Source organism: Ruegeria sp. BHSB196, from assembly GCF_059613135.1.
Map to the genome: position 1 here is coordinate 50,012 of NZ_JBXWRY010000008.1, position 25,163 is coordinate 75,174.

Annotated in this window: 26 protein-coding genes; 11 read left to right on the plus strand and 15 right to left on the minus strand. The window is 63.2% G+C overall.

What is annotated here, in order from left to right; translation table 11 throughout:
* Positions 1–145: 145 nt before the first annotated feature.
* Positions 146–1,837 carry a thiamine pyrophosphate-binding protein gene (locus AC2FNJ_RS06715; RefSeq protein ID WP_496763423.1) on the minus strand — a complete coding sequence of 564 codons (1,692 nt, stop codon included), beginning with the start codon at positions 1,835–1,837 and terminating at the stop codon, positions 146–148.
* 104 nt (positions 1,838–1,941) lie between these two features.
* Between AC2FNJ_RS06715 and AC2FNJ_RS06720 the strand changes: the two genes are divergently transcribed.
* From AC2FNJ_RS06720 to AC2FNJ_RS06735, 4 genes are all read left to right on the plus strand, one after another.
* A complete protein-coding gene (locus AC2FNJ_RS06720; RefSeq protein WP_496763424.1) occupies positions 1,942–2,631 on the plus strand; it encodes a GntR family transcriptional regulator in 690 nt (229 codons plus the stop codon).
* A gap of 7 nt (positions 2,632–2,638) precedes the next feature.
* The gene (locus tag AC2FNJ_RS06725; protein WP_496763425.1) at positions 2,639–3,379 is read left to right on the plus strand and encodes an aspartate/glutamate racemase family protein; all 741 of its coding nucleotides are present in this window, start codon (positions 2,639–2,641) and stop codon (positions 3,377–3,379) included.
* A gap of 124 nt (positions 3,380–3,503) precedes the next feature.
* Positions 3,504–4,376 (plus strand): NAD(P)-dependent oxidoreductase, encoded by an 873-nt coding sequence (locus AC2FNJ_RS06730; protein ID WP_496763427.1) that lies wholly within the window; start codon positions 3,504–3,506, stop codon positions 4,374–4,376.
* A 96-nt stretch (positions 4,377–4,472) separates the two neighbouring features.
* Positions 4,473–7,538, plus strand: coding sequence for an aminotransferase class III-fold pyridoxal phosphate-dependent enzyme (locus AC2FNJ_RS06735; RefSeq protein WP_496763503.1), 3,066 nt, complete (start codon positions 4,473–4,475; stop codon positions 7,536–7,538).
* Positions 7,539–7,569: 31 nt separating this feature from the next.
* On the opposite strand, the gene AC2FNJ_RS06740 is transcribed toward AC2FNJ_RS06735, so the two are convergent.
* Both AC2FNJ_RS06740 and hemP read right to left on the minus strand, forming a co-directional pair.
* Positions 7,570–8,028 carry a hypothetical protein gene (locus AC2FNJ_RS06740; protein ID WP_496763428.1) on the minus strand — a complete coding sequence of 153 codons (459 nt, stop codon included), beginning with the start codon at positions 8,026–8,028 and terminating at the stop codon, positions 7,570–7,572.
* Entirely contained in the window at positions 8,025–8,192 is a 168-nt protein-coding gene (gene hemP / locus AC2FNJ_RS06745; protein ID WP_496763430.1) for a hemin uptake protein HemP, read from the minus strand. Before hemP ends, AC2FNJ_RS06740 begins: the two co-directional genes overlap by 4 nt.
* A 257-nt stretch (positions 8,193–8,449) precedes the next feature.
* Between hemP and AC2FNJ_RS06750 the strand changes: the two genes are divergently transcribed.
* Complete coding sequence (locus AC2FNJ_RS06750; protein WP_496763431.1) at positions 8,450–9,367, plus strand: MBL fold metallo-hydrolase; 918 nt, start codon at positions 8,450–8,452, stop codon at positions 9,365–9,367.
* Positions 9,368–9,489: 122 nt separating this feature from the next.
* Positions 9,490–10,155, plus strand: coding sequence for a phosphoglycolate phosphatase (gene gph, locus AC2FNJ_RS06755; RefSeq protein ID WP_496763432.1), 666 nt, complete (start codon positions 9,490–9,492; stop codon positions 10,153–10,155).
* Positions 10,156–10,171: 16 nt separating this feature from the next.
* Here gph and AC2FNJ_RS06760 read toward each other — a convergent pair whose 3' ends face one another.
* The 3 genes from AC2FNJ_RS06760 to pheS form a co-directional block, all read right to left on the minus strand.
* Complete coding sequence (locus AC2FNJ_RS06760) at positions 10,172–11,029, minus strand: 2-dehydro-3-deoxygalactonokinase (RefSeq protein ID WP_496763433.1); 858 nt, start codon at positions 11,027–11,029, stop codon at positions 10,172–10,174.
* A gap of 78 nt (positions 11,030–11,107) precedes the next feature.
* Entirely contained in the window at positions 11,108–11,518 is a 411-nt protein-coding gene (locus tag AC2FNJ_RS06765) for a cupin domain-containing protein (RefSeq protein WP_496763434.1), read from the minus strand.
* Between the two features lie 203 nt (positions 11,519–11,721).
* Positions 11,722–12,795: a phenylalanine--tRNA ligase subunit alpha gene (gene pheS / locus AC2FNJ_RS06770; protein ID WP_496763436.1), complete on the minus strand. Its 1,074-nt coding sequence runs from the start codon at positions 12,793–12,795 to the stop codon at positions 11,722–11,724.
* Between the two features lie 205 nt (positions 12,796–13,000).
* Between pheS and AC2FNJ_RS06775 the strand changes: the two genes are divergently transcribed.
* Complete coding sequence (locus tag AC2FNJ_RS06775; protein ID WP_496763437.1) at positions 13,001–14,116, plus strand: Hint domain-containing protein; 1,116 nt, start codon at positions 13,001–13,003, stop codon at positions 14,114–14,116.
* Between the two features lie 64 nt (positions 14,117–14,180).
* Here AC2FNJ_RS06775 and rplT read toward each other — a convergent pair whose 3' ends face one another.
* The 4 genes from rplT to AC2FNJ_RS06795 form a co-directional block, all read right to left on the minus strand.
* A complete protein-coding gene (gene rplT, locus AC2FNJ_RS06780; protein WP_496763438.1) occupies positions 14,181–14,546 on the minus strand; it encodes a 50S ribosomal protein L20 in 366 nt (121 codons plus the stop codon).
* Between the two features lie 15 nt (positions 14,547–14,561).
* Positions 14,562–14,762 carry a 50S ribosomal protein L35 gene (rpmI, locus tag AC2FNJ_RS06785; RefSeq protein WP_496763439.1) on the minus strand — a complete coding sequence of 67 codons (201 nt, stop codon included), beginning with the start codon at positions 14,760–14,762 and terminating at the stop codon, positions 14,562–14,564.
* Between the two features lie 183 nt (positions 14,763–14,945).
* The gene (locus AC2FNJ_RS06790; protein ID WP_496763440.1) at positions 14,946–16,496 is read right to left on the minus strand and encodes an alanine/glycine:cation symporter family protein; all 1,551 of its coding nucleotides are present in this window, start codon (positions 16,494–16,496) and stop codon (positions 14,946–14,948) included.
* Positions 16,497–16,510: 14 nt separating this feature from the next.
* Positions 16,511–16,948 (minus strand): universal stress protein, encoded by a 438-nt coding sequence (locus tag AC2FNJ_RS06795; protein ID WP_496763441.1) that lies wholly within the window; start codon positions 16,946–16,948, stop codon positions 16,511–16,513.
* 187 nt (positions 16,949–17,135) lie between these two features.
* Here AC2FNJ_RS06795 and AC2FNJ_RS06800 point away from each other — a divergent pair, with 187 nt between their 5' ends.
* The gene (locus AC2FNJ_RS06800; RefSeq protein WP_496763442.1) at positions 17,136–17,609 is read left to right on the plus strand and encodes an Lrp/AsnC family transcriptional regulator; all 474 of its coding nucleotides are present in this window, start codon (positions 17,136–17,138) and stop codon (positions 17,607–17,609) included.
* Between the two features lie 12 nt (positions 17,610–17,621).
* On the opposite strand, the gene pyk is transcribed toward AC2FNJ_RS06800, so the two are convergent.
* Entirely contained in the window at positions 17,622–19,067 is a 1,446-nt protein-coding gene (gene pyk, locus AC2FNJ_RS06805) for a pyruvate kinase (RefSeq protein ID WP_496763444.1), read from the minus strand.
* A 117-nt stretch (positions 19,068–19,184) separates the two neighbouring features.
* Here pyk and AC2FNJ_RS06810 point away from each other — a divergent pair, with 117 nt between their 5' ends.
* From AC2FNJ_RS06810 to AC2FNJ_RS06820, 3 genes are all read left to right on the plus strand, one after another.
* A complete protein-coding gene (locus tag AC2FNJ_RS06810; RefSeq protein ID WP_496763445.1) occupies positions 19,185–19,922 on the plus strand; it encodes an N-formylglutamate amidohydrolase in 738 nt (245 codons plus the stop codon).
* An 87-nt stretch (positions 19,923–20,009) separates the two neighbouring features.
* The gene (locus tag AC2FNJ_RS06815; RefSeq protein WP_496763446.1) at positions 20,010–20,249 is read left to right on the plus strand and encodes a DUF6868 family protein; all 240 of its coding nucleotides are present in this window, start codon (positions 20,010–20,012) and stop codon (positions 20,247–20,249) included.
* 126 nt (positions 20,250–20,375) lie between these two features.
* On the plus strand, positions 20,376–20,690 hold the full coding sequence (locus AC2FNJ_RS06820) for a DUF1244 domain-containing protein (protein ID WP_496763448.1): 315 nt from the start codon (positions 20,376–20,378) through the stop codon (positions 20,688–20,690).
* On the opposite strand, the gene AC2FNJ_RS06825 is transcribed toward AC2FNJ_RS06820, so the two are convergent.
* The 4 genes from AC2FNJ_RS06825 to dgcN form a co-directional block, all read right to left on the minus strand.
* Complete coding sequence (locus AC2FNJ_RS06825) at positions 20,677–21,867, minus strand: CaiB/BaiF CoA transferase family protein (protein ID WP_496763449.1); 1,191 nt, start codon at positions 21,865–21,867, stop codon at positions 20,677–20,679. The two genes, AC2FNJ_RS06820 and AC2FNJ_RS06825, sit on opposite strands and share 14 nt — an antisense overlap.
* 84 nt (positions 21,868–21,951) lie before the next feature.
* The gene (locus tag AC2FNJ_RS06830; protein WP_496763450.1) at positions 21,952–22,812 is read right to left on the minus strand and encodes a D-amino-acid transaminase; all 861 of its coding nucleotides are present in this window, start codon (positions 22,810–22,812) and stop codon (positions 21,952–21,954) included.
* An 11-nt stretch (positions 22,813–22,823) separates the two neighbouring features.
* The gene (gene dgcA / locus AC2FNJ_RS06835) at positions 22,824–23,789 is read right to left on the minus strand and encodes an N-acetyl-D-Glu racemase DgcA (RefSeq protein WP_496763452.1); all 966 of its coding nucleotides are present in this window, start codon (positions 23,787–23,789) and stop codon (positions 22,824–22,826) included.
* A gap of 78 nt (positions 23,790–23,867) precedes the next feature.
* Entirely contained in the window at positions 23,868–24,869 is a 1,002-nt protein-coding gene (dgcN, locus tag AC2FNJ_RS06840; protein ID WP_496763453.1) for an N-acetyltransferase DgcN, read from the minus strand.
* Positions 24,870–25,163: the final 294 nt, after the last annotated feature.

Here is a 25,163-nt window from a genome sequence, read left to right on the forward strand (position 1 = left end):
AAACTAGAAGAGCGCCCTTCGGGGCGCTCTTTTCAAGTGGGCTCTTGCGATCGCGCACCGAACCCATTTCCGGGCGCGCCTTGTCCCCGGGGCTCCGCACGCTCGGCGCTGAAATCGGTCAACCTGTCCGATTTCCGGGCGCGTCTCACCCCATCCAGCGCCGAACCGGGGCGTTGCATTCCTCCAGCGGCTGGCAGACCACGTCTACCAGCGTCGGTCCGTCATGGGCCACCGCCTCGGCCAGCACCTTCTCCAGATCGTCGGGATTCTCAACCCGCCACGACTTCACGCCATAAGCCGCGGCCACGGCGGCCTGATCGGTGCTGCCGAAATCGACGTTGTAATAGCGTGCCTCCTTGTCGGCGAACTGGCTGGCCTTGATCCAGCCGAAGTTCGAGTTGGAGAACACGACGAATGTGATCGGCGCACGGGCGCGGCAGACGGTTTCCAATTCGCCGCAGGTGAACCCGAAAGACCCGTCCCCCATCAGCGCCACGGTCTTGGAGGACGGCCGCCCGAACCACGCGCCCAGCGCCGCCGACAGGGAATAGCCCAGCGCCCCATGCGCCCGGTTGGTGATGAAATAGCGCCCCGGTTTCGGCAACTGGTAATAGGCCGAGAAATACGGGCAGCTGGTGCCGGGATCGGAAACCACGGTCGCGTCCTCGGGCAAGACCTGCATCAACGCCGCAATCACCCGTTCGGGCCGGATCGGGGCCTGCGAGGACCGCGCCAGTTTCCCGAAAGTCTCGAACTTGCACCGTTTCTTCTCGGCGATCGCCGCGGCACCGCCGAAGGTGTCGCCCCCCTGCCCGCGCGCATCCAAGACCGCGTTGACCTCGGCAAGCGCCAGGCGCAGATCGCCGACGACGGCCACTTCGGTCTGGTAGTTTGCATTCATCACCATCGGGTCATTGTCGAAATGCACGATGCGTGTGCCTGGCTTGGGCGCCTCCCACCGCGCGGTGGTCGTGGATCCGGCACGGCACCCCATGAACACCACCAGATCGGCGGCCTCCATCATTTCCCATGTCTCGTCTGTGCCGCCGTTCGACCCGACGACCCCCAGGCAGTTCGGGTGCGTTTCCGCCAGCGCCCCCTGCCCCGAGATCGAGGTGGCCACAGGAATGTCCAGCCGGGTCGCCAGCCGGTCCAGTTCGTCCCACGCACCGGCGATCACCACGCCGCCGCCGCAAACGATCAGCGGGTTTTTTGCCGACAGGATCGCCTCGACCGCCGCTTCGGCCGCACCCGGCACCGGGGCTTGTGGATAGGCTGGATAGGTCGCTGTGGCGCGGTCGGCCCAGATATCCGCAGCGTCCACCGTGTCATACTGCACGTCATAGGGCAGCCCGATATGGGCCGAGCCGGGACAGCCCGTGGTCATCGCCCGGAAGGCCGCCCGAACCATGCGCGGGATGTGGTCGGCCCGCTTGATCACCGTGTTCCACTTGGTCAGCGGCGCCATCAGCGCCTCTTGGTTGACCTCGGTCAGCGGGTACTTCCCGTAGGAAGCCACCGAGATGTCGGTAGTGATGCCCAGAACGGCATAGGAGCTTTCCGACGCCTCGATCAATCCCGGCAGGATATAGGTCGCGCCGCCGCCGGATGGTCCCTCGGCTACGCCCACCCGCCCCGTGACTCGGGAATATCCATCGGCCATGTATGTCGCACAGCGTTCGTCGCGGGTCAGCACGTGGGTGATGTCATGATCCAGCCGCAGCATCGCGTCATAGAACGGCAGGGTGGTGTCGCCGCACAGACCGAAGATGTGCCGCACCCCCTGCGCCTCGAGCATGCGCACCATCGCCTCGGCGCCGTTCATCTGATTGCTCATCGTGAAGCTCCGTCATACTGCGTTCAAAATTGTATACAGTTCTGCATGACATCTTGCGCACATGTCAATCCCGTTCTAGTCTCCCAACCGAAGAGGTGCGGAAGATGAGCAAATCAGAAAGCAATGTGGACCGGCTGTACGAGGCGCTGCGGCGCATGGCGGCGGACTTCGCCTTCAAGCCGGACGCCCGGATCAACGAAAGCGCGCTTGCGGCCGAACTCGACGCCTCGCGCACTCCGATCCGCGAGGCGCTCAACCGCCTGGTTGCCGAAGGGTTTCTCACCTTTCAGTCCGGCCGCGGCTTTTTTTGCCGGTCGCTGTCGCCCGAACTGGTCATGGACCTTTATGAAGCGCGCGTCGCGGTGGAGGTCGAGGCGGTGCGCCTGGCCTGCGCGCGCGCTTCGGATGGCGCAATTTCGGACGTGATCCGCGAACTGGACGAAGTCGAACCGAATTATGCACCCGACTCCGACCCGGAAACGCTGCTGGCGATGGATGAACGTTTTCACCGCCGCTTGTGCGAGCTTTCCGGCAACGCCGAATTGTGCCGGATGCTGGCAAACCTCAACGACCGCATTCGCTTCCTCCGCCTGATGGATCTGCGGCGGCTGCGCGAGACGGCGGCGGACAGCAAGACCTTTGTCACGGCCCATCGCCGCATTCTGGACGCCATCGCCGGTCGGAACGCTGACGAAGCCGCGGCCCAGATGCGGGCTCATGTCGAACGGCGCCGCGAAGGGGCAACGCAGGCCGTGCGCGATGCCTATGCCCAGTTGTACGTTCCGGAATTTTGAGGTTCCCATGTCGGTACAAAACGGTGGAAAAACGGTCTATGGCGCTGCAGTCGGCATCCTCATGCTCGAAACCCGCTTTCCCCGCATACCCGGTGACATGGGCAACGCGACGACCTGGCCGTTCCCGGTGCACTACCGCGTGGTGCGGGGCGCATCGCCGGACAAGGTGGTGCGGGGCGACCCAAAGGAACTGCTGGACGCCTTCATCGAGGCCGGAAAGGATCTGGTGGCGACCGGAGCCGACGGCATCACCACCAATTGCGGCTTTCTGGCGCTGGTGCAGGAAGAGTTGCGCGCGGCCCTAGGGGTGCCGGTCGCGACATCCTCGCTCATGCAGGTGCCGATGGTGCAGGCCATGCTTCCACCCGGTCGAAAGGCCGTGATCCTCACGATCTCGAAAGCCACCTTGACCGATGCGCATCTGACCGCTGCCGGTGTACCGGGCGGCACCCCCATCTATGGCACCGATGCCGGCCGCGCCTTTACCCGCGACATCCTGGGAGATGCGCCCGAGATAGACTTCGACGCCTGCCGGCAAGACATGCTGGACGCGGCGGATGAGATCATTGCGCATGAACCGGACGCGGGCGCCATCGTGCTGGAATGCACCAACATGGTTCCCTACGCCGCCGAAATCCGCGCACGCACGGGCCTGCCGGTCTATTCGATCCTGTCCATGATCGAATGGTTCCAGGCCGGGCTCATGCCGCGCCGATTCGACACCAGGCTCGACGATCCGCGCCCCTGATCCGGGCCAGACCAGGGGGACATGCACGGGGTTGCCCTTTGCCGTCAGCTTTGCTTTGTCTCTGCCAAACACCCCGGTCGCCCGGCATTGTGCAGGAAGACGGGGAAGCCGGGAGGATCGCCAGATGGCTAAAGTCGCGTTTCTTGGTCTGGGAGTCATGGGTTATCCCATGGCCGGCCACCTGCAGGCCGCTGGCCACGATGTCACGGTCTACAACCGCACCGCTTCCAAGGCCGAAGCCTGGGTCGCCGAGCATGGCGGAGCCATGGTGCGGACACCCGCCGACGCGGCCCAAGGCGCGGAGTTCGTCATGGCCTGCGTCGGCAACGACGACGATCTGCGCATGGTCTGTACGGGGGCCGAGGGTGCGTTCTCGGGCATGTCCGAAGGGGCGATTTTCGTCGATCACACGACGGTGTCCGACAAGGTCACGCGTGAACTGTATTCGGCCGGCAAGGAACGAGGCATCGCCTTTGTGGACGCGCCGATCTCGGGCGGGCAGGCCGGGGCCGAGAACGGCGTGCTGTCGATCATGTGCGGCGGCGATCAGGCGGCCTATGACAGGGCCGAGCCTGTGATGCAGGTCTATTCCAAGATCTGCCGGCGCATCGGTGACAGCGGCGCCGGCCAGATGACCAAGATGTGCAATCAGATCGCCATTGCCGGGCTCGTGCAGGCGCTGAGCGAGGCGCTGCATTTCGCGGAAAAGGCCGGTCTCGACGGGCGCGCGGTGGTCGAGGTCATCAGCCAGGGCGCGGCCGGCAGTTGGCAGATGGTGAACCGCCACGAAACCATGCTGGACGATCATTTCGACTATGGTTTTGCCGTGGATTGGATGCGCAAGGATCTCGGAATATGCCTGGATGCGGCGAACGAGATCGGCGCGTCGTTGCCGGTGACAGCTCTGGTGGACCAGTTCTACAAGGATGTGCAAAGGCTGGGCGGCGGGCGCTGGGATACTTCCTCGCTGATCAAACGGTTGCGGGCGCTGGATTGATCGCCCGCGCGATCGGGTGTCGGCCCCTTGTACCGCCTTTGGCGCGAGGTATCTCGAAACACAAGCAGGCGGTCTGAAGGAGAGACGGGCGTGGCGATGGGTGACGAACTGGCGTTCTGGACGGATGCTCTGCGGCAGCAATGGGGCATCTCGGCCCGGCTCACCGCCCTGGATGGGGAGTTCGACCTGAATTTTCTGGCCGAAGGCGCGAATGGCCAGGACCATGTCCTGAAGGTGATGCGTGCGGGCTGCGACGCGGACCTGGTGGATCTTCAGATCCGCGCGCTCCGGCACCTTGCGGATACGGCACCGGGCCTGCCTTTGCCGCCCGTGGTGCCGACGTTGGAGGGCGGTATCTTGCCCGAAATCCCGGATCCAGGCGGGGCTCCGCGCCTGGTCTGGCTGTTGGGCAGGTTGCCGGGCACGTCCTGGGCCAGGACCGCACCGAAATCCCAAGACCTGATCCTGAAACTCGGCCGCGTTCTCGGGGCCACGGACCGGGCGCTCGAAAGCTTCCGACACGAAGGACTGAACCGCGCGGGGTTCAAATGGGATCTGACCCGCGCCGATTGGATCGCGGAGGAGTTGGAAGCGATACCGGAACCACCGCGCCGGAAAATTCTGCAGGACGTGATTGACGCCTACGCGTCGGTTTCCGACCGGCTTGCGGCGCTGCCGAGCCAAGCCATCCACAACGATGCCAATGACTACAACATCCTGGTCGAAGGCGGTCTGACGGAAACGCGACGCATCTCGGGATTGATCGATTTCGGAGACATGTGCGCCGCTCCGAAAGTATGCGAACTCGCCATAGCGGGGGCGTATGTCGTTCTGGACCATCCCCGGCCCGAGCGGGCATTGGCGGCGCTGGTGCGCGGGTATCACGCCGCCAATCCTTTGAGCGCGGAAGAGGTGGATCTGATCTGGCCGCTGCTGAGGATGCGGCTGGCGGTGTCTGTGGTGAACTCGACCTTGATGGCCGCCGAAAGCCCCGACGACCGGTATGTGACGATCAGCCAGGCCCCGGCCTGGCGGTTTCTGGAAAACGAGGCGATCAACGGCGATCTGGTTCCCGCGCGCCTGCGTATTGCGTGCGGTCTTCCGGTCAGCGACGGGGCGGAGCGTGTGCGAACCTATCTCGACACACATCGGGGCGATTTTGCCGACCTTCTCGGAACATCGCTGACAGATGCCCCGATGGGTTCGCTGTCAGTGGAAAACGCACTCTGGCCGAGAGATCCGTTCCACCTGCCGCCGGACGAGGCCGCCCGTGTGGGAGAGGAGTTCGGGGACGGTCCCTGGCTGGGTTTCTACAACGAGCCGCGCCTGATCTACACCGAACCGGGCTTTCGCAACGGGCCCTGGAAGGCAAGCGATCGCCGCACGGTCCATATCGCTGTGGATGTCTTTGCCCCGGCCGGCAGCACGCTTTATGCACCGCTCAGCGGCCGCGTCGAGGCAGTCGAGAACCGCGACAATCATCTGGACTATGGCGGGGTCGTGATCCTGCAGCATGCCACGCCCGAGGGCGATCCGTTCTATACGCTCTACGGCCACCTCGATCCCGAGATCTGCGACCGATTGAAACCGGGCGATCCGGTGGCGCAGGGGTTCGCCTTTGCCAGGCTGGGCGATGCCAGCCAGAATGGCGGCTGGGCGCCGCATGTGCATTTCCAACTCGCCCTGACCAAGGACGGCATGGAGACGGATTGGCCCGGCGTCGCCGATCCGGACGATCTGGACCTGTGGCACGCGGTCTGCCCCAACCCCGCGGCTCTGCTCAACTTGCCCGAGGACAAGGTGTTCTATCGCCCCACCGACAAGGCCGCGGTTCTGGCCGCACGGCAGAGGCATTTCGGCGGCAACCTGTCGCTGACCTATGACGAACCGGTCATGCCGGTGCGCGGATGGCGGCATCATCTGTTCGACGAATGGGGGCGGCCCTATCTCGACGCCTACAACAACGTTCCGCATGTGGGCCATGCGCATCCGCGCATTCAGGCCGTGACGGCAGATCAGTTGAAGCGGCTGAATTCCAACACCCGCTACCTGCATCCGGCCCAGACGGCCTTTGCCGAAAAGATTCTGTCAAAGATGCCGGACAATCTGGACGTCTGTTTCTTCGTCAATTCAGGCACCGAAGCCAACGAATTGGCCTTGCGTCTGGCCCGTGCCCACACCGGTGCCAAGGGCATGGTGACGCCGGATCACGGCTATCACGGCAACACCACCGGCGCGATCGACATTTCCGCCTACAAGTTCAAAAAGCCGGGCGGGACGGGTCAGGCCGATTGGGTGGAACTGGTCGATGTCGCGGATGACTATCGCGGCCGGTTCAGGCGCGACGATCCGGACCGGGCGATGAAATTCGCCGCACTTGCGGATGCGGCGATCGCCAACCTGCGAGAAAGAGGGCATGGGGTGGCCGGGTTCATTGCCGAAACCTTCCCTTCGGTCGGCGGCCAGATCATCCCGCCCAAGGGGTACCTGCCCGCCGTCTATGAAAAGATCCGGGCAGCCGGAGGTGTCTGTATCGCCGACGAGGTGCAGACCGGGCTCGGGCGTCTGGGGCACTACTACTTCGGGTTCGAGTATCAGGAAGCCCGGCCGGATATCGTTGTATTGGGCAAGCCCATCGGAAACGGCCATCCCCTGGGCGTGGTCGTCACGACACGGGTGATTGCCGATAGCTTTGACAACGGCATCGAGTTCTTTTCGACTTTCGGCGGTTCGACTTTGTCGTGCCGGATCGGGAAGGAGGTACTGGATATCGTCGATGACGAAGGATTGCAGGATAACGCGCGCCGGATGGGCGACCGCCTGTTGGACGGGCTGCGGGCCCTGGAACGCGACTTTGCCTGCGTGGGCGACGTGCGCGGAATGGGTCTGTTCGTCGGCGTCGAGCTCGTGAACGCGGACGGATCGGAAGCCACCGACATCTGCCACTTCGTCAAGAACCGGATGCGCGACTACCGCATCCTGATCGGCAGCGAGGGGCCCAGGGACAACATCCTCAAGATTCGACCGCCCCTGACCATCGAAGCCGAGGATGTGGACATGATCCTCTGGGCGCTTCGGACCGTTCTGACCGAAGTCGGCACCTCCGGCCCGCCGCCGGTGCGCACCCATGACCACCATCATCCGGGTTGCGGATGCTGTTGACTGCCTCCCCATCCCGTTGACGCCAAGTCCATCAGTGCAGAGGGGACACCGGCTTGCCCTCACCGGGTCGGCCAATGGCGCGCGGCCAGCCGATCCGCTGCAATGTCAGGCCGAACTGTTCGGACATGGCGACCAGCGCCGGGGCGAAATCCGGGCGCACGATCAGCGATGCGAACATCATCGCGTCCTCCCGCGCACCGTCGCTGGCCGCGCCGACCATTCGGGCGAAACAGCTTTCGTCCGCACCAAGGCAGTCGCATCCGACCTGATGCCGAACCAATGGCCGGCGACCGTGGCTGGCGCACAGGCGGCAAATCCGATCCACCGCCGAAAAGGCCGCGCCATCCGCGTCGGTCAGGCTGACCGGACGGGCCGTGCCACTGGCGCAATCGCTCCACATCCGCAGGCACAGCACGGCACCGGCCTCGACCGGGCCAAGGTCGGTCAGCCGGCCCACAGGGGCGCCACCGCGCGAAACCGAACCGCTCATTTCGTCAGGATCAACTTGCCGGCGCGGGTGATGCGCAGAGTATAGAGTTGCCCGCCCAGTTCGATATGCGCGAGGTTGCCGCCCTGAGTCAGGTCTTCGGCCTTGTGCGACGGGAGCATCTGGACGGAACAGCCTTGGGTCGGATTCGGGTTCTGAACGTTCATCGGGTCAACTCCGGATCTTGCTGTCGCGACTTGGAAACGGCGCCGCCAAGCGCTCATTGCACCAGTTTTCCAATTCGCATCAACGGGTTGTCGTTTTGGCTGACCCATGCACGGACGGGGCTGGCTGCGGCTTCGCGCTTTAATCTGACTATTTTAGTTGGGTATGTCAAGCGTCGATTTGACCCTTTTGGGAGCAGAGGATTGCATTTATTATTCATCTAACTGAATGTCATGATGTATCGAGAGGGAGAACTGCCATGCCAATGACACGCCGCACGATGCTAAAAGCCACCGGCACGGCCTTTGCCGCAGTGGCAGCAAGCCCCGTATGGGCCGTGACCGAAATCGCGCTCGGGCAGGCCCGCGTCCTTACCTTGAGTGACGGGCACCTTGCCCTTCCCGCCGAGTTCATCTTCTCACCGATGCCGAAACCGGAGCTGGCCCCGATCCTTCAGGAATTCGATCTGACAGGCGATACACTTGCGCCGCCTTGCAACGTGACCCTGTTGCAGGACGAAGACCGGGTCGTGCTGTTCGATGCGGGCGCCGGCCCCGGTTTTCAGGACACCGCCGGAAAGCTGCCCGACGCGCTTGGGGCCGCCGGGCTGACGGTCGAGGACGTGACGCATGTGGTCTTTACCCACGGGCACCCCGACCATCTATGGGGCGTCCTCGACGATTTCGACGAGCCTCTGTTCGTCAACGCCCGCCACTTGATGGGCGCAACCGAATGGGACTATTGGTGGAATCCCGAAACCGTCGATCGGATCGGAGCGGACCGGGCCACGATGGCGGTGGGCGCCCGGCGAAGGCTCGAGGTGCTGGAACCCGAGATCGAACTCTTTCATGACGGGCAGGAAATCCTTCCCGGCATTGCCGCCCTGGCAACCTTTGGACATACGCCGGGGCATATGGCCTTTGAACTGCGCCGCGGCAACGAGTCGGCGCTGGTCGTCGGAGATGCCATCGGCAACCACCACGTAGCCTTTGCGCGGCCGGACTGGCCGTCGGGATCTGACCAGGATCAGGAGACCGCTGCCGAAACCCGCCGACGCCTGCTGGATCAAGCCGCGTCCGAGAAAATCCAGATCATCGGGTTTCACCTGCCGGATGGTGGCGTGGGGCGCGTGGAGCGCCAGGGCGAAACCTTCCGCTTCGTGCCGGTCACAGAATGACGCCTGCGCGCGACAACGGCGGTCTGCGACACCGCATCGTCCGGACGCCCGCGGCGTGAGGTGCCACTGGACGTTGTTCCCGCTGCCTGTCATGGATGATCCGCGAAACGGCAGGAGCGCCCATGACAACGCCCATCGTCTTCGATCTCGACGGCACCCTGATCGACAGCGCACCCGACATCGCGGCGGCGGTCAACCGGATGTTGACAGCCGAGGGCGTGACACCCCTCGACACCGCGACCGTGGTCGGCTTTGTCGGGAACGGGCTGCCGCACCTGGTCGAATGCGTGATGCGCCATTGCGGCATGGATCTGGCCCATCACGCCAGATTGGCCGATGCAACGCTTGCACACTATCAAGCTGCGGCGAGCAACGGCACGGTTGTCTATCCCGGTGCCATGGAAGCCCTTGAAACCTTGAAGAGTCGCGGGCACGCCTTGGGCATCTGCACGAACAAGCCCGAGGAGCCCGCGCGCCATGTGCTGGACTCGCTGGGACTTGCCGGGTTTTTCGACGTGGTCATCGGAGGCGACACATTGGAGGCACGAAAACCCGATCCGACGCCGCTCTGGGCCGCGTTCGACGCTCTGCCGCCCGGGCCGCGCCTCTATGTCGGCGACAGCGAGGTGGATGCCGAAACCGCGCACCGCGCCGAGGTGCCGTTTCTGCTGTTTACACAAGGATACCGCAAAAGCCCGGTGGAAGAGGTGCCGCATAAGGCAACCTACGACCAAAGCCACCATCTCCCGGCCCTTGTGAAGCGGGTGCTCGCCGAAGGCGCGCGGTGAACCCTTTCCGGCGCGGTCACGCCCTGTTTTGCGTCCGCCACGCCGCGATCAGCCCTTCCAAGGTCACGCGGCCCTCGTCCGCCAGAGTGGCAGGCGCCCCCTGCGCCGAAAGCGCGTCGACATACAGGCTGGCCAACGGCTCCTGGCCGATCACCGCCAGTTGCTGGCCCAGCCAGAACGGACGCGCCGCAGCCAGTTCCGCACCGATCAGCCCGCCAAGGATGCGGGCCTTGGCAGCTTCCGGCTCCAGCCCATCGAGAACGCGCGCGGCATGTACGCCGAACAGGCGAGACAGAACGCGCTCCGGCTTGGCCAGGGCGTCCCGGACGGCCTCGGCAAAAGCGTCCCGATCCACTCGGTCTGCCGCCATGCAAGGTTCCAGGGTGGCGATCGTCGGCAAGGTTTCCAGAACCGCACCCGTCAGAAAGGATTGAAAGCTGACGATTTCTCCTGCGCTGACATGCACCCAACGGCTTTCCAGCCCGGTCAGGCACAAGACGCCATCCCAGTTCCTGTTGAGGGAGAGGAATCCCGCAACCCTGGTCTCGTCTCCCTGCATCATGTCCGGGGGCGAAGTCTGGCGCAGGCCGGGCACCACCGTCAATCGTATGCGATCGTCGCCCAGGTCCACCGCGCGGCCGCCTTCCGGCAAGGGTTTGCATGGAACCGCCGCGCCGATCGGACCCAGTACGCCGCAGGCGATCACCGGCATCGGCGCGTGATCCAGCCAAGCCGCGATCAACTCCAGCAGAGCCGCCGGCCCCGCGCGCGCGGCGCCTTGGTGCACTGCCTGGTCCAGAACGTCCGGGCCGCGCATGGCCCAGACCCGTCGAAGGGTCTGACCCCAATCCACCGCGATCCAGTCAGGCGTCATCCCACGGGCTCCCGCTTGGCTTTGATGTCCGGCGCTTTCTAGGCTACGGCGCAGTCCGTTTCCATCCCATTCGAAACCCTAATCCTCGGCCACCGTATTCGGCACCCCGACCGCCCCGGCAAAGAAGACCAGAATGCGCGCCAGACCGTCACCCGAGTTCCTGCCGTCGTGACGGGATCGGAACGCCTCGACCAGCGCGTCGCCCTCCCGGTAGGTCTTGGTGCCGTTCTCGCCGTAGTCCACGGTCAGTTGCCCTTGGAGCACATAGCCAGCCAACGGCACCTCGTGCCGGTGCCAGCCAGTGGATTGCCCCGGCTGCATCGTCACGATTGCCACGGTGATTTCCGGGGTTCCTTCGGGGTAATGCAAGGGCTCGCCGAGAACCGAAGTCTCGGTCTGCACCAGAACCTCAACCGGCGGATAGGTGTCCTTGCTGGCGCTGGCCGAGGCCAGAACAATGAGCAGGATCGTCAGAACCAGGTGCTTCATGGCCGTGCTCCCATGCAGGTTTCGCGCCTGCAGGACCGAACGGCCATGCGGCGATCCGGGCAGCATATCCGTAGGCCAACCGCCTCGTCGAGTTCCAACCTCAGGTAGCCCCGGAGACAGCGGGAGATTCCGAACGACACCCGCAGCCGTCAGTCCGCTGTTTTCGTCAAAACGTAGTTGCTGCGTCAGAGCACGACCGCGGATTACCGCGACAACCCGCCATGCAGGTTCGGCATGTCCAGCGCCGCAAACCCGTAGTGGCGCAACCAGCGCAGGTCGCTGTCAAAAAACGCCCGCAAATCCGGGATGCCGTATTTCAGCATCGCCAGACGGTCGATCCCGATGCCGAAGGCAAAGCCCTGATAGATCTCGGGATCGATGCCACCGGCGGCGATCACCTTGGGGTGGACCATGCCGCTGCCCAGAATCTCCATCCAGTCGTCGCCTTCGCCGATCTTCAGCTGGCCGCCCTCCCACGAACAGCGGATATCGACCTCGGCCGAGGGTTCCGTGAACGGGAAATGCGAGGCGCGGAAGCGCAGTTCGACATCATCGACTTCGAAGAACGCCTTTACGAATTCCTCCAGAACCCATTTCAGGTTCGCCATCGAGATGTCGGTGTCGATGGCCAGCCCTTCGACCTGGTGGAACATCGGCGTGTGGGTCTGGTCATAATCGGCGCGGTACACACCGCCCGGGCAGATCACCCGGATCGGCGCGCCTTGCAGCTCCATCGACCGGATCTGAACCGGGGAGGTATGTGTGCGCAGCACATTCGGCGGGCGGTTGTCGCCCGGCGCGCGGTGCATGTAGAACGTGTCCATCTCGGCCCGCGCGGGGTGGTGGCCGGGGATGTTCAGCGCGTCGAAATTGTGCCAGTCGGTCTCGATCCGCGGCCCTTCGGCCACCGAAAAGCCCAGTTCGGCAAAGATCGCGGTCAATTCCTCGCTGGCCTGACTCACCGGGTGGATCGTGCCCTGACGACGCGGACGCGCCGGCAAGGTAACATCAAGCCACTCGGTCCGCAGACGCTCGTCCAGCGCGGCATCGGCCAATGCGGCCTTCTTGGCCGCCAGCGCCGAGTTGATCTCGTCCTTCAGCGCGTTCAGCGCGGGTCCGGCGACCTGGCGTTCCTCGGGCGTCATCTTGCCCAGTTCACGCATCTTCAGCGCCACCTCGCCCTTCTTGCCCACGGCGGCGACGCGGATGGCCTCCAACGCGGACTCGTCCGCCGCTTCCGCGATCTGGCCAAGGTATTTTGTCTTAAGATCGTCCATGACGGTCCCCTGAAACTGGTCCAGAACCTGCTATCGGCCAATGCCCGCGAATGCAAGACGAAGCCCGCGGGTTCGGCGCCACCGCTGCCTTGCTGCTGCCGGACACGCATGTGCATGAAAGCGTCTTTCAGGAAGTTTGGTGAACGACGGCAGCTCTGCTATTTTTCGCCGAACCGGTCGAAATCGGACAAGGGCAGAGCAGACTTTGGCAAATTACTCGATTTGGGTTCTGGGCGAATCCAACAAGTCCCTGACCGGCGGCGTGACGCTGGACGGGATCACCCAAGGCGACGGCAGCCATCTTGTGGGTGAGTTTCTGACCATCAACGCGACCCCGTCCACCGAGGTGTTCGTCCGAGACAACGGATCGGATACGAACTTTGCCGACAACGACAACAGCCAGCGGCTGGACGGCGACCAGACCATCGACGGCGTCACCTACGCCGACAATACGATCATCGAGGCCGAGTACAACTTTGTCCTGGTCGATGACTCGACCGGTCTGGAATACCGGGTTCTTTCCGTCAACATCGTCAATTCGAGCCCGAGCTACGCCACGGTAGAAGGTCTGGCCTTCGTCGGCACCCCACCGCCGGCCGGGGTCGCCCTGCGGGTGGACCGCGCAAGCGAAGGGCCGCCGAACAGCGGCCCGAACGCCGTCGATGAGTCCGAGATCGTGCCCATTTGCCTGACCGGCGGGACCGCGATCGAAACGCCGGCCGGCCCGCGCCGGATCGAAGATCTGAAACCCGGAGATCTCGTCAGCGGTCCCGAGGGGAGCGCGCACCGCCTCAAGGCTGTGTTGCGCAAACGCTTTTCCGCAAGGGACATGCAGGGCAATCCCAAACTCCGCCCCGTCCGCATCACGTCCGGCACACTTGGCGGCGGCCTGCCCCGCAACGACCTGGTGATCTCCAGACAGCACCGCATGGTCGTTCTGTCCCGGATTGCGCGGCGCATGTTCGGAACGGACGCCGTCCTGATCCCGGCCATCAAGCTGACCCGGATGCCGGGCATCTTCATCGACGATCGGATCGAAACGGTCGAATATTTTCACCTGGTCTTCGAGCACCACGCGATCCTTTTTGCCGAGGGCGCACCGACCGAAAGCTTCTATTCCGGCCCGGAGGCGCTCAAGTCCATGAGCGCCGACGCGCGGGCGGAGCTTTTGACGATCTTTCCCCAACTCGGCCAATCCCTGCCTGAACCCGCCTTGCCCATCCCCGCCCTGAGAAAACAGAAGGAATTGATCGAGCGGCATGTCCGCAACCGGTGCCCGCTGCTTGAGGCGCTTGCAGATCGGCCGCCGCCCGGGCATTGACGCCGATACGCAAAAAGGCCGCCCCCAAGGGACGGCCTGCGATCCACTGTCTCTCGAATCTTGATCAGGCGGCCAGCGCAGCCTGTGCCTTGGCGACGATCGCGCCGAACGCTTCCGGTTCGTGCACGGCCAGGTCGGCCAGAACCTTGCGGTCCACTTCGATGCCGGCCAGGGTCAGGCCGTTGATGAAGCGGGAATAGGTCAGAGCCTCGTCATGCGAACGGACGGCGGCGTTGATCCGCTGGATCCACAGCGCGCGGAAGTTGCGCTTGCGGTTCTTGCGGTCGCGGGTTGCGTACTGGTTGGCCTTGTCGACGGCCTGACGGGCAACCTTGAAGGTGTTCTTGCGGCGGCCATAGTAACCTTTGGCGGCCTTGATGACCTTCTTGTGACGGGCGTGAGTTACGGTTCCACCTTTAACGCGGGACATCTCTCAAATCTCCTCTTAGCGGTCGTAGGGCATGAAGCCCTTGACGATCTTGGCGTCGGGGGCGGACAGGGTGGTGGTGCCACGGGCGTTGCGGATGAATTTCTTGGTCCGCTTGATCATGCCGTGACGCTTGCCGGCCTGAGCCGTCATGACCTTGCCGGTCGCAGTCACCTTGAAGCGCTTCTTGGCGCTCGATTTGGTCTTCATCTTGGGCATTTCCGTCTCCTTCATCCGGGTTCGGTACTTGACGCGACTCGGCATGCCACATCGGCCGGTCGCGCGGTCAGAGGCGCCGTTTACGCAAGTTCGGTCATGCTGGCAAGGGGTTTTTGAACCGATAAGGCGTTTTTGCGCCCGTGGTCGGAAGCCGGGGCGACAGAGCCGCCCCGGCCCAATTCATCAGCCGGCAAACTTGCGGATCTCACCGCTTTTCAGCCGCGCCGCATACGAGGCCAGTTCCTGACGCACCACCTTCATCAGGAAGTAGAGCGCAATGACGTTGACCACCGCCATGGCAAAGATCGCCGCATCCGAGAAGTCGATGACGGGGCCGAGGTTAGCCGCGGCACCGATGACCACGAAGACGCAGAAGATGATCTTGAACACCAGCTCCTTGGTGTGGCCTTCGCCGAACAGGTAGGTCCAGGCCTTGAGGCCGTAATAGGACCAGCTGATCATGGTCGAAAAGGCAAACAGAACCACCGCGACGGCAAGAACGTAGGGGAACCAGCCAAATGCGCTGGCGAAGGCGGCCGACGTCAGGCTGACGCCCGAATTGCCGTCCACGGTCGCGATGGCGGAACCATCCTCGGTCAGCATGTAGAGGCCGGTTGCCGGATCTATCATCAGTTGCTGGGTGATGATGATTACCAACGCGGTCATGGTACAGATGACTACCGTATCGATGAACGGCTCGAGCAGAGACACGAAGCCTTCGGTGATCGGTTCCTTGGTCCGCACGGCCGAGTGCGCAATCGCCGCAGACCCCACGCCCGCTTCGTTCGAAAACGCCGCACGACGGAAGCCCTGGATAAGCGCACCGACCATGCCGCCGGCCACGCCCAGGCCGGTGAAAGCTCCTGCGAAGATCTGTCCGAAGGCCCAGCCGATTTGATCCGCATGCATGATGATGATGACCAAGGCCGCCAGCACGTACATGATCCCCATGAAGGGCACGACTTTCTCGGTCACGCGCGCGATGGACTTCAGGCCGCCGACGATCACGGCGAACACGATCCCCGCAAAGACCAGCCCGGTGATCCATCCCGGATAGTCGCCGACGATTCCCGCGATCTGCTGGTGCGCCTGGTTGGCCTGGAACATGTTGCCCCCGCCGAGCGCGCCGAGAATACAGAAGACCGAGAACAAGACGGCCAGGATCTTTCCGCCGGGCAGGCCCAGTTCTGCGAACCCTTTTGACATGTAATACATCGGACCGCCGGAAACCGTGCCGTCCTCGTACTCGTTGCGGTACTTCACGCCCAGCGTACACTCGGTGAATTTCGACGCCATGCCCAAAAGACCCGCAACAATCATCCAGAAGGTCGCGCCCGGCCCGCCGATGCCGACGGCGACCGCGACACCCGCGATGTTGCCGAGACCGACCGTGCCGGACAGCGCCGTGGCCAGGGCCTGGAAATGGCTGACCTCTCCCGCGTCATTGGGATCGGAATAGTCGCCCTTCACCAAGCTGACCGCATGACCGAAGAACCGGAACTGTACGAAGGCGAAGTACAGCGAGAACACCGACGCGGCGATGACGAGCCACATCACGATCCATGGCACACTGGTGCCCGGAAATGGAGCGAAGATGAAGCCGACGAACGGCCCGGTAAAATCGGCAAAAGCCTGGTTGATTCTTTCATCCAGCCCCGTGGCATCCTGCGCCGAGGCGGAGGTGGCGAACAGGCCGGCAGCCATGGCCAGCCCCATATGTCTGATCGAGTTCATGTCTGACCCTCCCTTCAATTCACGACCGTGACGGGAACGTCGGCATGCATGACCAGATTCTGGGTCGAGCTGCCAAAGATGCGCTTCTTGAACCCATCGGCGGACGCCCGTCCGACGACAATCTGCGCCCCGCCGTTTTCAACCGTGATTGCGTTCAGCGTTTCCGCCACATCTCCGTGGCGCACGATGCCCCGCGCCGTGTATCCGGCGGACTGCAGGCTTTCGACCGCCGGTTGGACCACACGTTCCGTGGCAAGCTTGATCTCCTCCTCGCGGCGCTTGTGCCGTTCGGCGTTTTCCTCCGGTGTCTGGAATGTGAATGGCGACCATTCGATGACATAGGCAACCAGAAGTTCGCATTCGCCGATCCGGCTTGCCAGATCCTTGGCAAACCCGAGCGCGCGCTCTCCGGTCTCTGTCCCGTCCAGTCCTATGACAATTGTCGTTGTCATGTCGCTCCTCCGTTTTTGTTGATTGACCGGGGTCCGTGACCCCGGCAGAGCAGCCGGAAACCGGAACTCGCACTAGAGACTGCCCTGAGGTCAAGTATCAGGAAAAATCACTAGGGATAGGAGATATTTTTGGTCTAATTTCAGGAGAATCTGTCGTTATGTATCAAAATTACAGGAATATTGCCTGATGGAAAGGAACTTGGACAAGATCGATCAGCGCATCCTGGCCGAGCTGGAGGCCAATGGACGCCTGCCGATTGTTGAATTGGCCGCCCGTGTAAACCTGACCAACACACCCTGTTCCGAGCGGGTGAAACGGCTGGAGAAAAGCGGCTATATCGCCGGCTACAGCGCAGTGATCAACAAGGAGAGGCTGGGGCTGGGTCATCTGACCGTCGTGCAGGTGTCCCTGGCGGCCACCGCCGACCATTCGTTGGACCGCTTCAACGAGGCGGTGCGCCGGGTGCCCGAGATCGAGACCTGCCTGATGGTGGCGGGTTCATTCGACTATCTGCTGACCGTGCGTACCCGCGACATCGCGCATTTTCGCGCGGTTCTGGGCGAAAAGATCACCAAACTGCCGGGGATTCACCAGACAAGCTCCTTTACGGTCATGGAAACGGTAAAGGAAACCTTCGGTGCGAAACCGCGTTCCAGCTGAGCAGCGCGGCTTTCATTCTGGATCGGTGTTGTAGATCAGCCTTTCATCGCAGGGCGCAACCCGAAGGATGTTGGTGGTGCCGGGTACATTGAACGGTACGCCCGCGGTCACGACGATCTGATCGGTCTCGGTCGCAAATCCTCCGGCGCGGGCGGCGCGCGCGGCGTTGACCACCGCGCTCTTGAACCGCTCCAGTTCCGGCGTCATCACGCAGTTGCAGCCCCAGCTCAGACACAGCCGCCGCGCCGTGCCGATCAGCGACGTCATGGCGATGATGGGAACACCGGGACGTTCGCGCGCGGTCAGCAGGGCCGTCGTGCCGCTCTGCGTGAAGCAGCAGATCGCCTTGATGTCCGTCTTTTCCGCGATTTCACGCGCGGCCGCCACGATGGCGTCGGCCACGGACGACCCCTTGGCCGACCGCGACGCGGTGATGATCTGGGTATAGGTCGGGTCGGCTTCGACCTCGACCGCGACCTTGTCCATGGTCTGAACCGCCTCCACGGGATATGAACCGGCGGCGGACTCCGCGCTCAGCATGATCGCGTCCGTGCCTTCGTAGATCGCGGTCGCCACGTCGGAAACCTCGGCCCGGGTCGGCATCGGGCTTTCGATCATGCTTTCCAGCATCTGGGTCGCCACGATCACCGGCTTGGCCGCGGCCCGGCAGCGCCGCACCAGCCGCTTCTGGATCGGCGGCACCGCCGAGACCGGCAATTCGACCCCCAGATCTCCGCGCGCGACCATGATCCCGTCCGAAGCGTCTAGAATTTCCTCGAACGCTTCCACCGCTGCGGGCTTTTCGATCTTGGACAGAATGGCCGCGCGCCCGTCGGCCAAGGCCCGCGCCTCGAACACATCCTTGGCGCGCTGCACGAAACTCAGCGCCAGCCAATCCACGCCCAGCTGACACACGAATTCCAGATCGTCGCGGTCCTTTTCCGACAGCGCCGCCAGTGGCAGCACCACATCCGGTACATTGACGCCCTTGCGATTCGAGATCGTGCCACCGTTTTCCACCCTGCATTCGGCGAAATCGTGGCCGCACCGTTCCACCAACAGGCTGATCTTGCCGTCGTTCACCAGCAGATGCGCGCCGGGTTCGAGCGCCTCGAATATCTCGGGATGCGGCAGGCACACTCGGGTTGCATCGCCCGGTGCGCTGTCCAGATCGAGCCGAAACCGCGCACCTTCCTCCAGGTCTGCCGACTCTTGCGAAAAGACCCCGACCCGCAGTTTCGGCCCCTGCAGATCCGCCAGAATGGCAATCGGACTGTCCAGATCCTTTTCCACCTGCCGGATGATGCGATGTTTTTCCCGGATTTCGTCATGCGAGCCATGGCTCATGTTCAGGCGGAACACATCGGCACCCGCTTCGTGCAACGCCCGGATCATCTCATAGGTTTCGGACGCCGGTCCCAGCGTCGCCACGATCTTGACATTTCTCAGGCGTCGCATCGGCCTTGCTCTCCTCGACCCTCGTTGTTACCGCAAACAAGGTTTGGCACCGCTTATTACGCAATTCCCTTTCCCAGGCAACTGCCCTACACCTGCGGCAAACTAGATGACAGGCTGATGACATACACACCGTATTTCATACACGGCGAGGACCGGCCGTCCCGCTGGCTGATCACCTGCGATCATGCGACCAACACTGTCCCGCCCGAGATCAATGGCGGCGACCTAGGCCTGCCGCGCGAGGACATGGAGCGGCATATCGCCTATGATGTCGGGGCCTACGAAGTCTCCAGGCATCTGGGAGAGATCCTGAATGCGCCGGTGATCGCCGCCAACTTCTCGCGCCTGGTGATCGATCCGAATCGGGGCGAAGACGATCCGACCCTGCTGATGAAGCTCTACGATGGCTCGATCATCCCGGCCAACCGACACGCGGACGCCGCCGAGCGCGAGCGCCGCCTGAACATGTGCTATCGGCCCTATCACGAGGCGCTGGCGCGTCTGGCCGCACTTCCGCACGCGGTAATCGTTTCGATGCACTCCTTCACCCGACAGTTGCGCGGCCGCGAACCCCGCCCCTGGCATATCGGTGTCCTGCACACCGCGGACGAAAGGTTCTCGCGCCCGTTCATCGAACGGCTCAAGGCCGAAGGCGATTTGTGCGTGGGGGTCAACGAACCCTATACCGGCGTCTTGCCTGGCGATGCGATCGATCGGCACTGCACCGCCCATGGCCGTCCCAACGCTTTGATCGAACTGCGAAACGATCTGATTGCCGATCATGCCGGCCAACGCGCCTGGGCGGAACGCCTGGCCCGGATTCTGCAGGATGCGCTTGCCGCCAGCGGATTGTGACGCCGGGTCACGATCCGCCGTTTCCCGTCCTCACGTTCTTGTGAGGTCGTGTTTCAGACCCCATATTTCCATTGAAAGGAGACGACCATGACTCAGGAAACCCTGACGACCGTCTTCGGCTGGATGACGGTTCTGAACATTGCCGTTCTGCTTTTTTCCACACTGATGATCGTGGCCTTGCAGGACTGGATTGCCGGTATTCACGGCAGGATGTTCCAGATGGAACGGACCGACGTGAAAAAGGCATATTTCAAGTATCTCGCCAACTACAAGATCCTGACGATCATCTTCTGTCTGATGCCCTGGGTGGCGCTGAAGCTGGTCTGACAGCCCGTTTCGGAACCGTCAGACCGAACGCGCCAAGGGCACCCACGCCCTTGGCAACCGTTGTAACCGGGCTTGCGTATTGCTACGTCAGGTGCAGAACTCAAGCCATTCTGCCGGAGCGACGCGATGGATCAGCAAACCGAAATCGAACTTCAGGCCGCCGCCTTCCGCCGGCTGCAAAAACACCTGATGGAAGACCGCACCGACGTTCAGAACATCGACCTGATGAACCTGGCCGGTTTCTGCCGCAACTGCCTGGCGCGCTGGTACCAGGAAGCGGCCAATGAAAAGGGCATCGAGATGGGCAAGGACGAGGCGCGCGAGGTCTTCTACGGCATGACCATGGACGAGTGGAAAGCCAAGTATCAGACCGAGGCAAGCCCGGAAAAACAGGCAGCTTTCAAGGTTGCATTCGAGGAAAACGTCCTCAAGAAGGGCTGAACACCACCCCACGCGCGGCCAGATCGTCAAATCCGACCGCATCGATGCCCAGTTCTTCCAGAACCGCACGACTGTCGGCACCATGGGGGCGCGGCGCCCCGTGAAGCTCGGGGGCGCCGTGGTCATAGGAAAAGCCCGCCACCGCAAAACGGCCGCCGCCCGCTTTCTGAATGACCGTCCGCGAAGCGATTTGCGGTTCTTCCAGTGTCTCGACCAAACCGCGCACCCTTGCGGCCGGTACGTGATGAGCGTTCAGGATCTCCTCCCACTGAGCTGCCGTCTTGCTCCGCATGACCTGCGCCAGCACTTGCGCATCCTGCGCCCGACGCCCGGCGATTTGCGCACGTGGAGCGGCCAGAAGCTCTTCGGCCAGTTCCAGCTCGCCGATTGCCCGCATCAGGTTGGCCATCTGCGCATTGGAAAAGGCTCCGATCATCACCGTGCCATCCGCCGTTTCGTAGGTGGCATACCCAGCCAGCGAGGGATCCTGATTGCCATGCGGCTTTGGCGCGGACCCGGTCGCCAGCGCCGTCGCGGTATGCGAATTCATCAGCATCAGCGCGCAATCCGCCATCGCCACGTCGATCCGCCGCCCGGTCCCGGTCTGCGTTCGCCCGTATAGGGCCGCGGCAACCGCAAAAGCTGCCTGAGCGCCGGTCCCGTAGTCGATCATCGCGGGGCCGACCCGCACCGGGTCGCTGCCGGCCTCGCCATTGGCCGCCATGACGCCGGCAAAAGCCTGAATGACAACATCGTATGCCGGATGCGCCGCCTTGGGGCCAGTACCACCAAAGCCGCTGATCGCACAATAGATCAGGTCAGGCTTCAACTTCGAAAGCCGCTCATAGCTCAGACCCAGCGCCTCGACAGCCTGCGCGGCGTAGTTCTGCACCACGACATCCGCCGTCGCCACAAGCCGGTCAAAGATCTCGCGACCTTCCTTCGACTTGAGGTTCAGCGCCAGCGTCCGCTTGCCGCCGCCCTGCGCCTGAAACGACAAACCCATGCCCTGTGCATTGAGTTCGGCCATCGCGCCTTCCTCGCGCGTCATGTCGGGCCGGTCCACCGGTTCGATCTTGATGATCTCCGCCCCCAGTACGCCCAGTTGGTAGGTGCAGAAGGGGCCGGCAAAGACATGGGTCAGATCGAGCACCCTCAACCCTTCGAATGGCCGCATCAGCAAATCCTCCTGTCGGCAGGCTACCAACAGGAGGAACGGGAAACGGTCCGTTTGCGCCGGAACCAGGTCGGTTTTTGAATCTCAGATCGCCGCCTTGCGGCTTTCCTCCAGATAGATCTCGCGCAGCCGTTTGGCGATCGGGCCGGGCGCGCCATCACCCAGTTGCATCCCGTCGATTTCCACGACCGGCATGACAAAGGTCGAAGCCGACGTGACAAAGGCTTCGTCCGCCGCTTTCGCCTCATCGATGGTGAACAGGCGCTCTTCGACAACCATCTGCGCCTCGGCCGCCATCCGCAGCACCGCCTTGCGGGTGATGCCGTGCAGGATGTCGTTGGACAGCGGCCGGGTCACGATCTTGCCGTTCGTGACGAAATAGGCGTTGTTCGACGTGCCCTCGGTCACATAGCCATCCTCGATCATCCAGGCATCATCGGCGCCTGCCTTCTTGGCCATCATCTTGCCCATCGACGGATACAGCAGCTGCGTCGTCTTGATGTCGCGGCGGCCCCAGCGCACATCCTCGATCGAAATCACGCGAATGCCTTTCTTTGCGGCCGGGCTGTCCGCCAGACCCGGCTTGCTCTGGGTGAACAGGACCAGTGTCGGCCTGGTATCGGCCGAGGGGAATACGAAGTCCCGGTCGCCATCCGAACCGCGCGTGACCTGCAGATAGATCAGCCCTTCGTCAATGCCGTTCAACTCCACCAGCCTGCGATGGATTTCCAGCAGTTCCTCCTTGCCGCACGGCTCGGGCATGTCCACCTCGTCCAGCGACCGCTTCAGGCGCACCGCGTGGCCGTCAAAGTCGATCAGCTTGCCGTCCAGCACGCTCGTCACTTCATACACCGCGTCGGCCATCAGGAACCCACGGTCGAAGATCGAAATCTTGGCCTCGTGTTCGGGCAGATATTCGCCATTCACAAATACGGTGCGGGTCATCTCAAACCTCCTCAGCCCCAGAGCGCCGCTTCGGGCGGGTGCACTCCGGCATCGTCAAAAATCAGCGGGGTGTCGCGGTCTTCGGCCAACAGGAGCGGCCCGTCAAGATCCGTCACCAGCGCACCCTGCGCGACCAGTGTCGCAGGCGCCATGGCCAGCGACGAACCGACCATGCAGCCCACCATGATCCCAAAGCCCTGTTCCAACCCCTCTCGTCGCAGTTCCAGCGCCTCGGTCAGGCCACCGGTCTTGTCCAGCTTGATGTTGATCACGTCATATTTGCCTTTCAGCCCGGGCAGGCTGGCTCGGTCATGGCAGGATTCATCCGCGCAGACCGGGACCGGGCGCGCCATCCCGATCAACGCTTCGTCATCGGCGGCGGGCAGCGGCTGTTCGACCAGCGCCACGCCCAACCGTGCGAGATGCGGCGCAAGATCCGAATAGATCTCGGCCGACCAGCCTTCATTCGCATCCACGATGATCTTCGCCTCAGGCGCACCTGCCCTGACCGCTTCCAGGCGCGGCATGTCGTCCGGCGTGCCCAGCTTGATCTTCAGCAGCGGCCGGTGCGCATTTGCCGCCGCCTGCGCCCGCATCGCCTCGGGCGTGTCCAGCGAAAGGGTATAGGCGGTGATCTCCGGTCTTGGCGCAGGCAGTCCGGCGAGCTCCCAAACACGCTTGCCCGCCCGCTTCGCCTCAAGATCCCACAAGGCGCAATCCACAGCGTTGCGCGCCGCGCCAGCGGGCAACAGCTCGGCAAGTTCCATGCGGCTGCACGCGGCGGGCAATCCGGCGATCTGAGCCTCGACCGAGTCCAGTGTCTCGCCATAGCGCGCATAGGGTACGCACTCGCCCCGGCCGCGATGCGCTTCATCCGACACCCGGACCGTCAGCACCTGCGCCTCGGTCCGGGAACCGCGCGAGATGGTGAACATCTGCGCCAGCCGGAATACATCGCGAGAGACTTCTATCTCCACGCGCCTGCTCCTCTTCATCTTGCCCAAAATACTCCCGCCGGAGGCGGTCCGGCGCCAGCCAGCGGCGCACCGTTTGAATCACATCGCGGCCAGCGCGTCCACCAGCTTGCCCGACCCAAAGCGGAACGGGTCGGTCGCGGGCAGACCCATTTCCTGCTCGACATCGGCCAGATAGGCGATCGCATCCGCCTCGGCCATGTGCTGGGTGTTGACCGAGACGCCCACGACCTGACAATCCGGATTCGCGATCCTTGCCAGACCCAGCGCACTGTCGCGCAGCGCCTCCAGCGTCGGCAACGGATAGGTAGGCAAGCCCCGCATATGCGTACGCGTGGGTTCGTGACACAGGATCAGGGCGTCCGGCTGACCGCCGTGAATCAGGGCCAGCGTCACGCCCGAATACGAGACATGGAACAGGCTGCCCTGACCTTCGATCAGATCCCAGTGGTCTTCATCATTGTCAGGGGTGAGCCATTCGATCGATCCGGCCATGAAATCCGCAATGACCGCATCCAGCGGCACGCCGTCGCCGGTGATCAGGATGCCCGTCTGGCCCGTCGGTCGAAAGGTCGATTTCATGCCCCGCTTGCGCATTTCGCGGTCCATCGCCAGGGCGGTGTACATCTTGCCCACCGAGCAATCGGTGCCGACGGCCAGACACCGCTTGCCCCTGCGCCTGATGCCGTTGGCAATCGGATAGTCCACTTCGGGCACCCGGACATCGTGCAGGGACCGCCCCGTCGCCTCGGCCACCGCGACCAGATCTGGCTCGTCCCGCAGCAGGTTGTGCAATCCCGAGGCCAGATCGAAGCCTTCTTCCAGCGCCATGACCAGCACTTTCTTCCATTCCTGGCTGATCACGCCGCCACGGTTGGCGACACCGATCACCAATGTCTTGGCGCCGGCTTCGCGCGCCTCGGCCAGGTCCATGTCCTTCAGCCCGAGATCGGCCTTGCAGCCGTGCATCCGGAACTGACCGACGGCGTTTTCGGGACGCCAATCCTTGATGCCTTGCGCGACCTTGGCCGCCAATTGGTCGGGCGCATCGCCCAAAAACAGCAGATACGGTGTCTCGATCATGCGGTGCACTCCCTTCTTTCGGCGCACCCTAGAGAAGGGGCGCCACGAGCGTTTCGCGTTTTTCTCCGCACGGGAAACGGTCAGAACGAAAATTTCGCGTCATTGAGCCGATTCACGCAGACTTCTTCGAAGTTTTCAAAGCGATTAATCTTTGATCACAACGCTGCGGCGGTTCCTCACGATATGCTGCATTGGCATTGCTGCGGCTGCACAAAGACGCTTGCGCTTATCTGAGCAATTTAATACCCCATTCCCTGAGAAAAACGCAATTTCCTTACCCGGAGAGGTCCGCAC

Excerpts from the sequence above, each read along its gene's own strand:
- AC2FNJ_RS06765 (WP_496763434.1), bottom strand. The coding sequence starts at position 11,518 with ATGAAGCACCTGGTTCTGACGATCCTGCTCATTGTTCTGGCCTCGGCC.
- AC2FNJ_RS06810 (WP_496763445.1), top strand. The coding sequence starts at position 19,185 with ATGACATACACACCGTATTTCATACACGGCGAGGACCGGCCGTCCCGC.
- pheS (WP_496763436.1), bottom strand. The coding sequence starts at position 12,795 with ATGGACGATCTTAAGACAAAATACCTTGGCCAGATCGCGGAAGCGGCG.
- AC2FNJ_RS06735 (WP_496763503.1), top strand. The coding sequence starts at position 4,473 with ATGGGTGACGAACTGGCGTTCTGGACGGATGCTCTGCGGCAGCAATGG.
- AC2FNJ_RS06795 (WP_496763441.1), bottom strand. The coding sequence starts at position 16,948 with ATGACAACGACAATTGTCATAGGACTGGACGGGACAGAGACCGGAGAG.
- AC2FNJ_RS06750 (WP_496763431.1), top strand. The coding sequence starts at position 8,450 with ATGCCAATGACACGCCGCACGATGCTAAAAGCCACCGGCACGGCCTTT.
- AC2FNJ_RS06820 (WP_496763448.1), top strand. The coding sequence starts at position 20,376 with ATGGATCAGCAAACCGAAATCGAACTTCAGGCCGCCGCCTTCCGCCGG.
- rplT (WP_496763438.1), bottom strand. The coding sequence starts at position 14,546 with ATGTCCCGCGTTAAAGGTGGAACCGTAACTCACGCCCGTCACAAGAAG.
- AC2FNJ_RS06815 (WP_496763446.1), top strand. The coding sequence starts at position 20,010 with ATGACTCAGGAAACCCTGACGACCGTCTTCGGCTGGATGACGGTTCTG.
- dgcN (WP_496763453.1), bottom strand. The coding sequence starts at position 24,869 with ATGATCGAGACACCGTATCTGCTGTTTTTGGGCGATGCGCCCGACCAA.
- AC2FNJ_RS06730 (WP_496763427.1), top strand. The coding sequence starts at position 3,504 with ATGGCTAAAGTCGCGTTTCTTGGTCTGGGAGTCATGGGTTATCCCATG.
- pyk (WP_496763444.1), bottom strand. The coding sequence starts at position 19,067 with ATGCGACGCCTGAGAAATGTCAAGATCGTGGCGACGCTGGGACCGGCG.
- AC2FNJ_RS06740 (WP_496763428.1), bottom strand. The coding sequence starts at position 8,028 with ATGAGCGGTTCGGTTTCGCGCGGTGGCGCCCCTGTGGGCCGGCTGACC.
- AC2FNJ_RS06830 (WP_496763450.1), bottom strand. The coding sequence starts at position 22,812 with ATGACCCGCACCGTATTTGTGAATGGCGAATATCTGCCCGAACACGAG.
- AC2FNJ_RS06760 (WP_496763433.1), bottom strand. The coding sequence starts at position 11,029 with ATGACGCCTGACTGGATCGCGGTGGATTGGGGTCAGACCCTTCGACGG.
- hemP (WP_496763430.1), bottom strand. The coding sequence starts at position 8,192 with ATGAACGTTCAGAACCCGAATCCGACCCAAGGCTGTTCCGTCCAGATG.
- rpmI (WP_496763439.1), bottom strand. The coding sequence starts at position 14,762 with ATGCCCAAGATGAAGACCAAATCGAGCGCCAAGAAGCGCTTCAAGGTG.
- AC2FNJ_RS06790 (WP_496763440.1), bottom strand. The coding sequence starts at position 16,496 with ATGAACTCGATCAGACATATGGGGCTGGCCATGGCTGCCGGCCTGTTC.
- AC2FNJ_RS06725 (WP_496763425.1), top strand. The coding sequence starts at position 2,639 with ATGTCGGTACAAAACGGTGGAAAAACGGTCTATGGCGCTGCAGTCGGC.
- AC2FNJ_RS06800 (WP_496763442.1), top strand. The coding sequence starts at position 17,136 with ATGGAAAGGAACTTGGACAAGATCGATCAGCGCATCCTGGCCGAGCTG.
- AC2FNJ_RS06720 (WP_496763424.1), top strand. The coding sequence starts at position 1,942 with ATGAGCAAATCAGAAAGCAATGTGGACCGGCTGTACGAGGCGCTGCGG.
- gph (WP_496763432.1), top strand. The coding sequence starts at position 9,490 with ATGACAACGCCCATCGTCTTCGATCTCGACGGCACCCTGATCGACAGC.
- AC2FNJ_RS06715 (WP_496763423.1), bottom strand. The coding sequence starts at position 1,837 with ATGAGCAATCAGATGAACGGCGCCGAGGCGATGGTGCGCATGCTCGAG.
- AC2FNJ_RS06825 (WP_496763449.1), bottom strand. The coding sequence starts at position 21,867 with ATGCGGCCATTCGAAGGGTTGAGGGTGCTCGATCTGACCCATGTCTTT.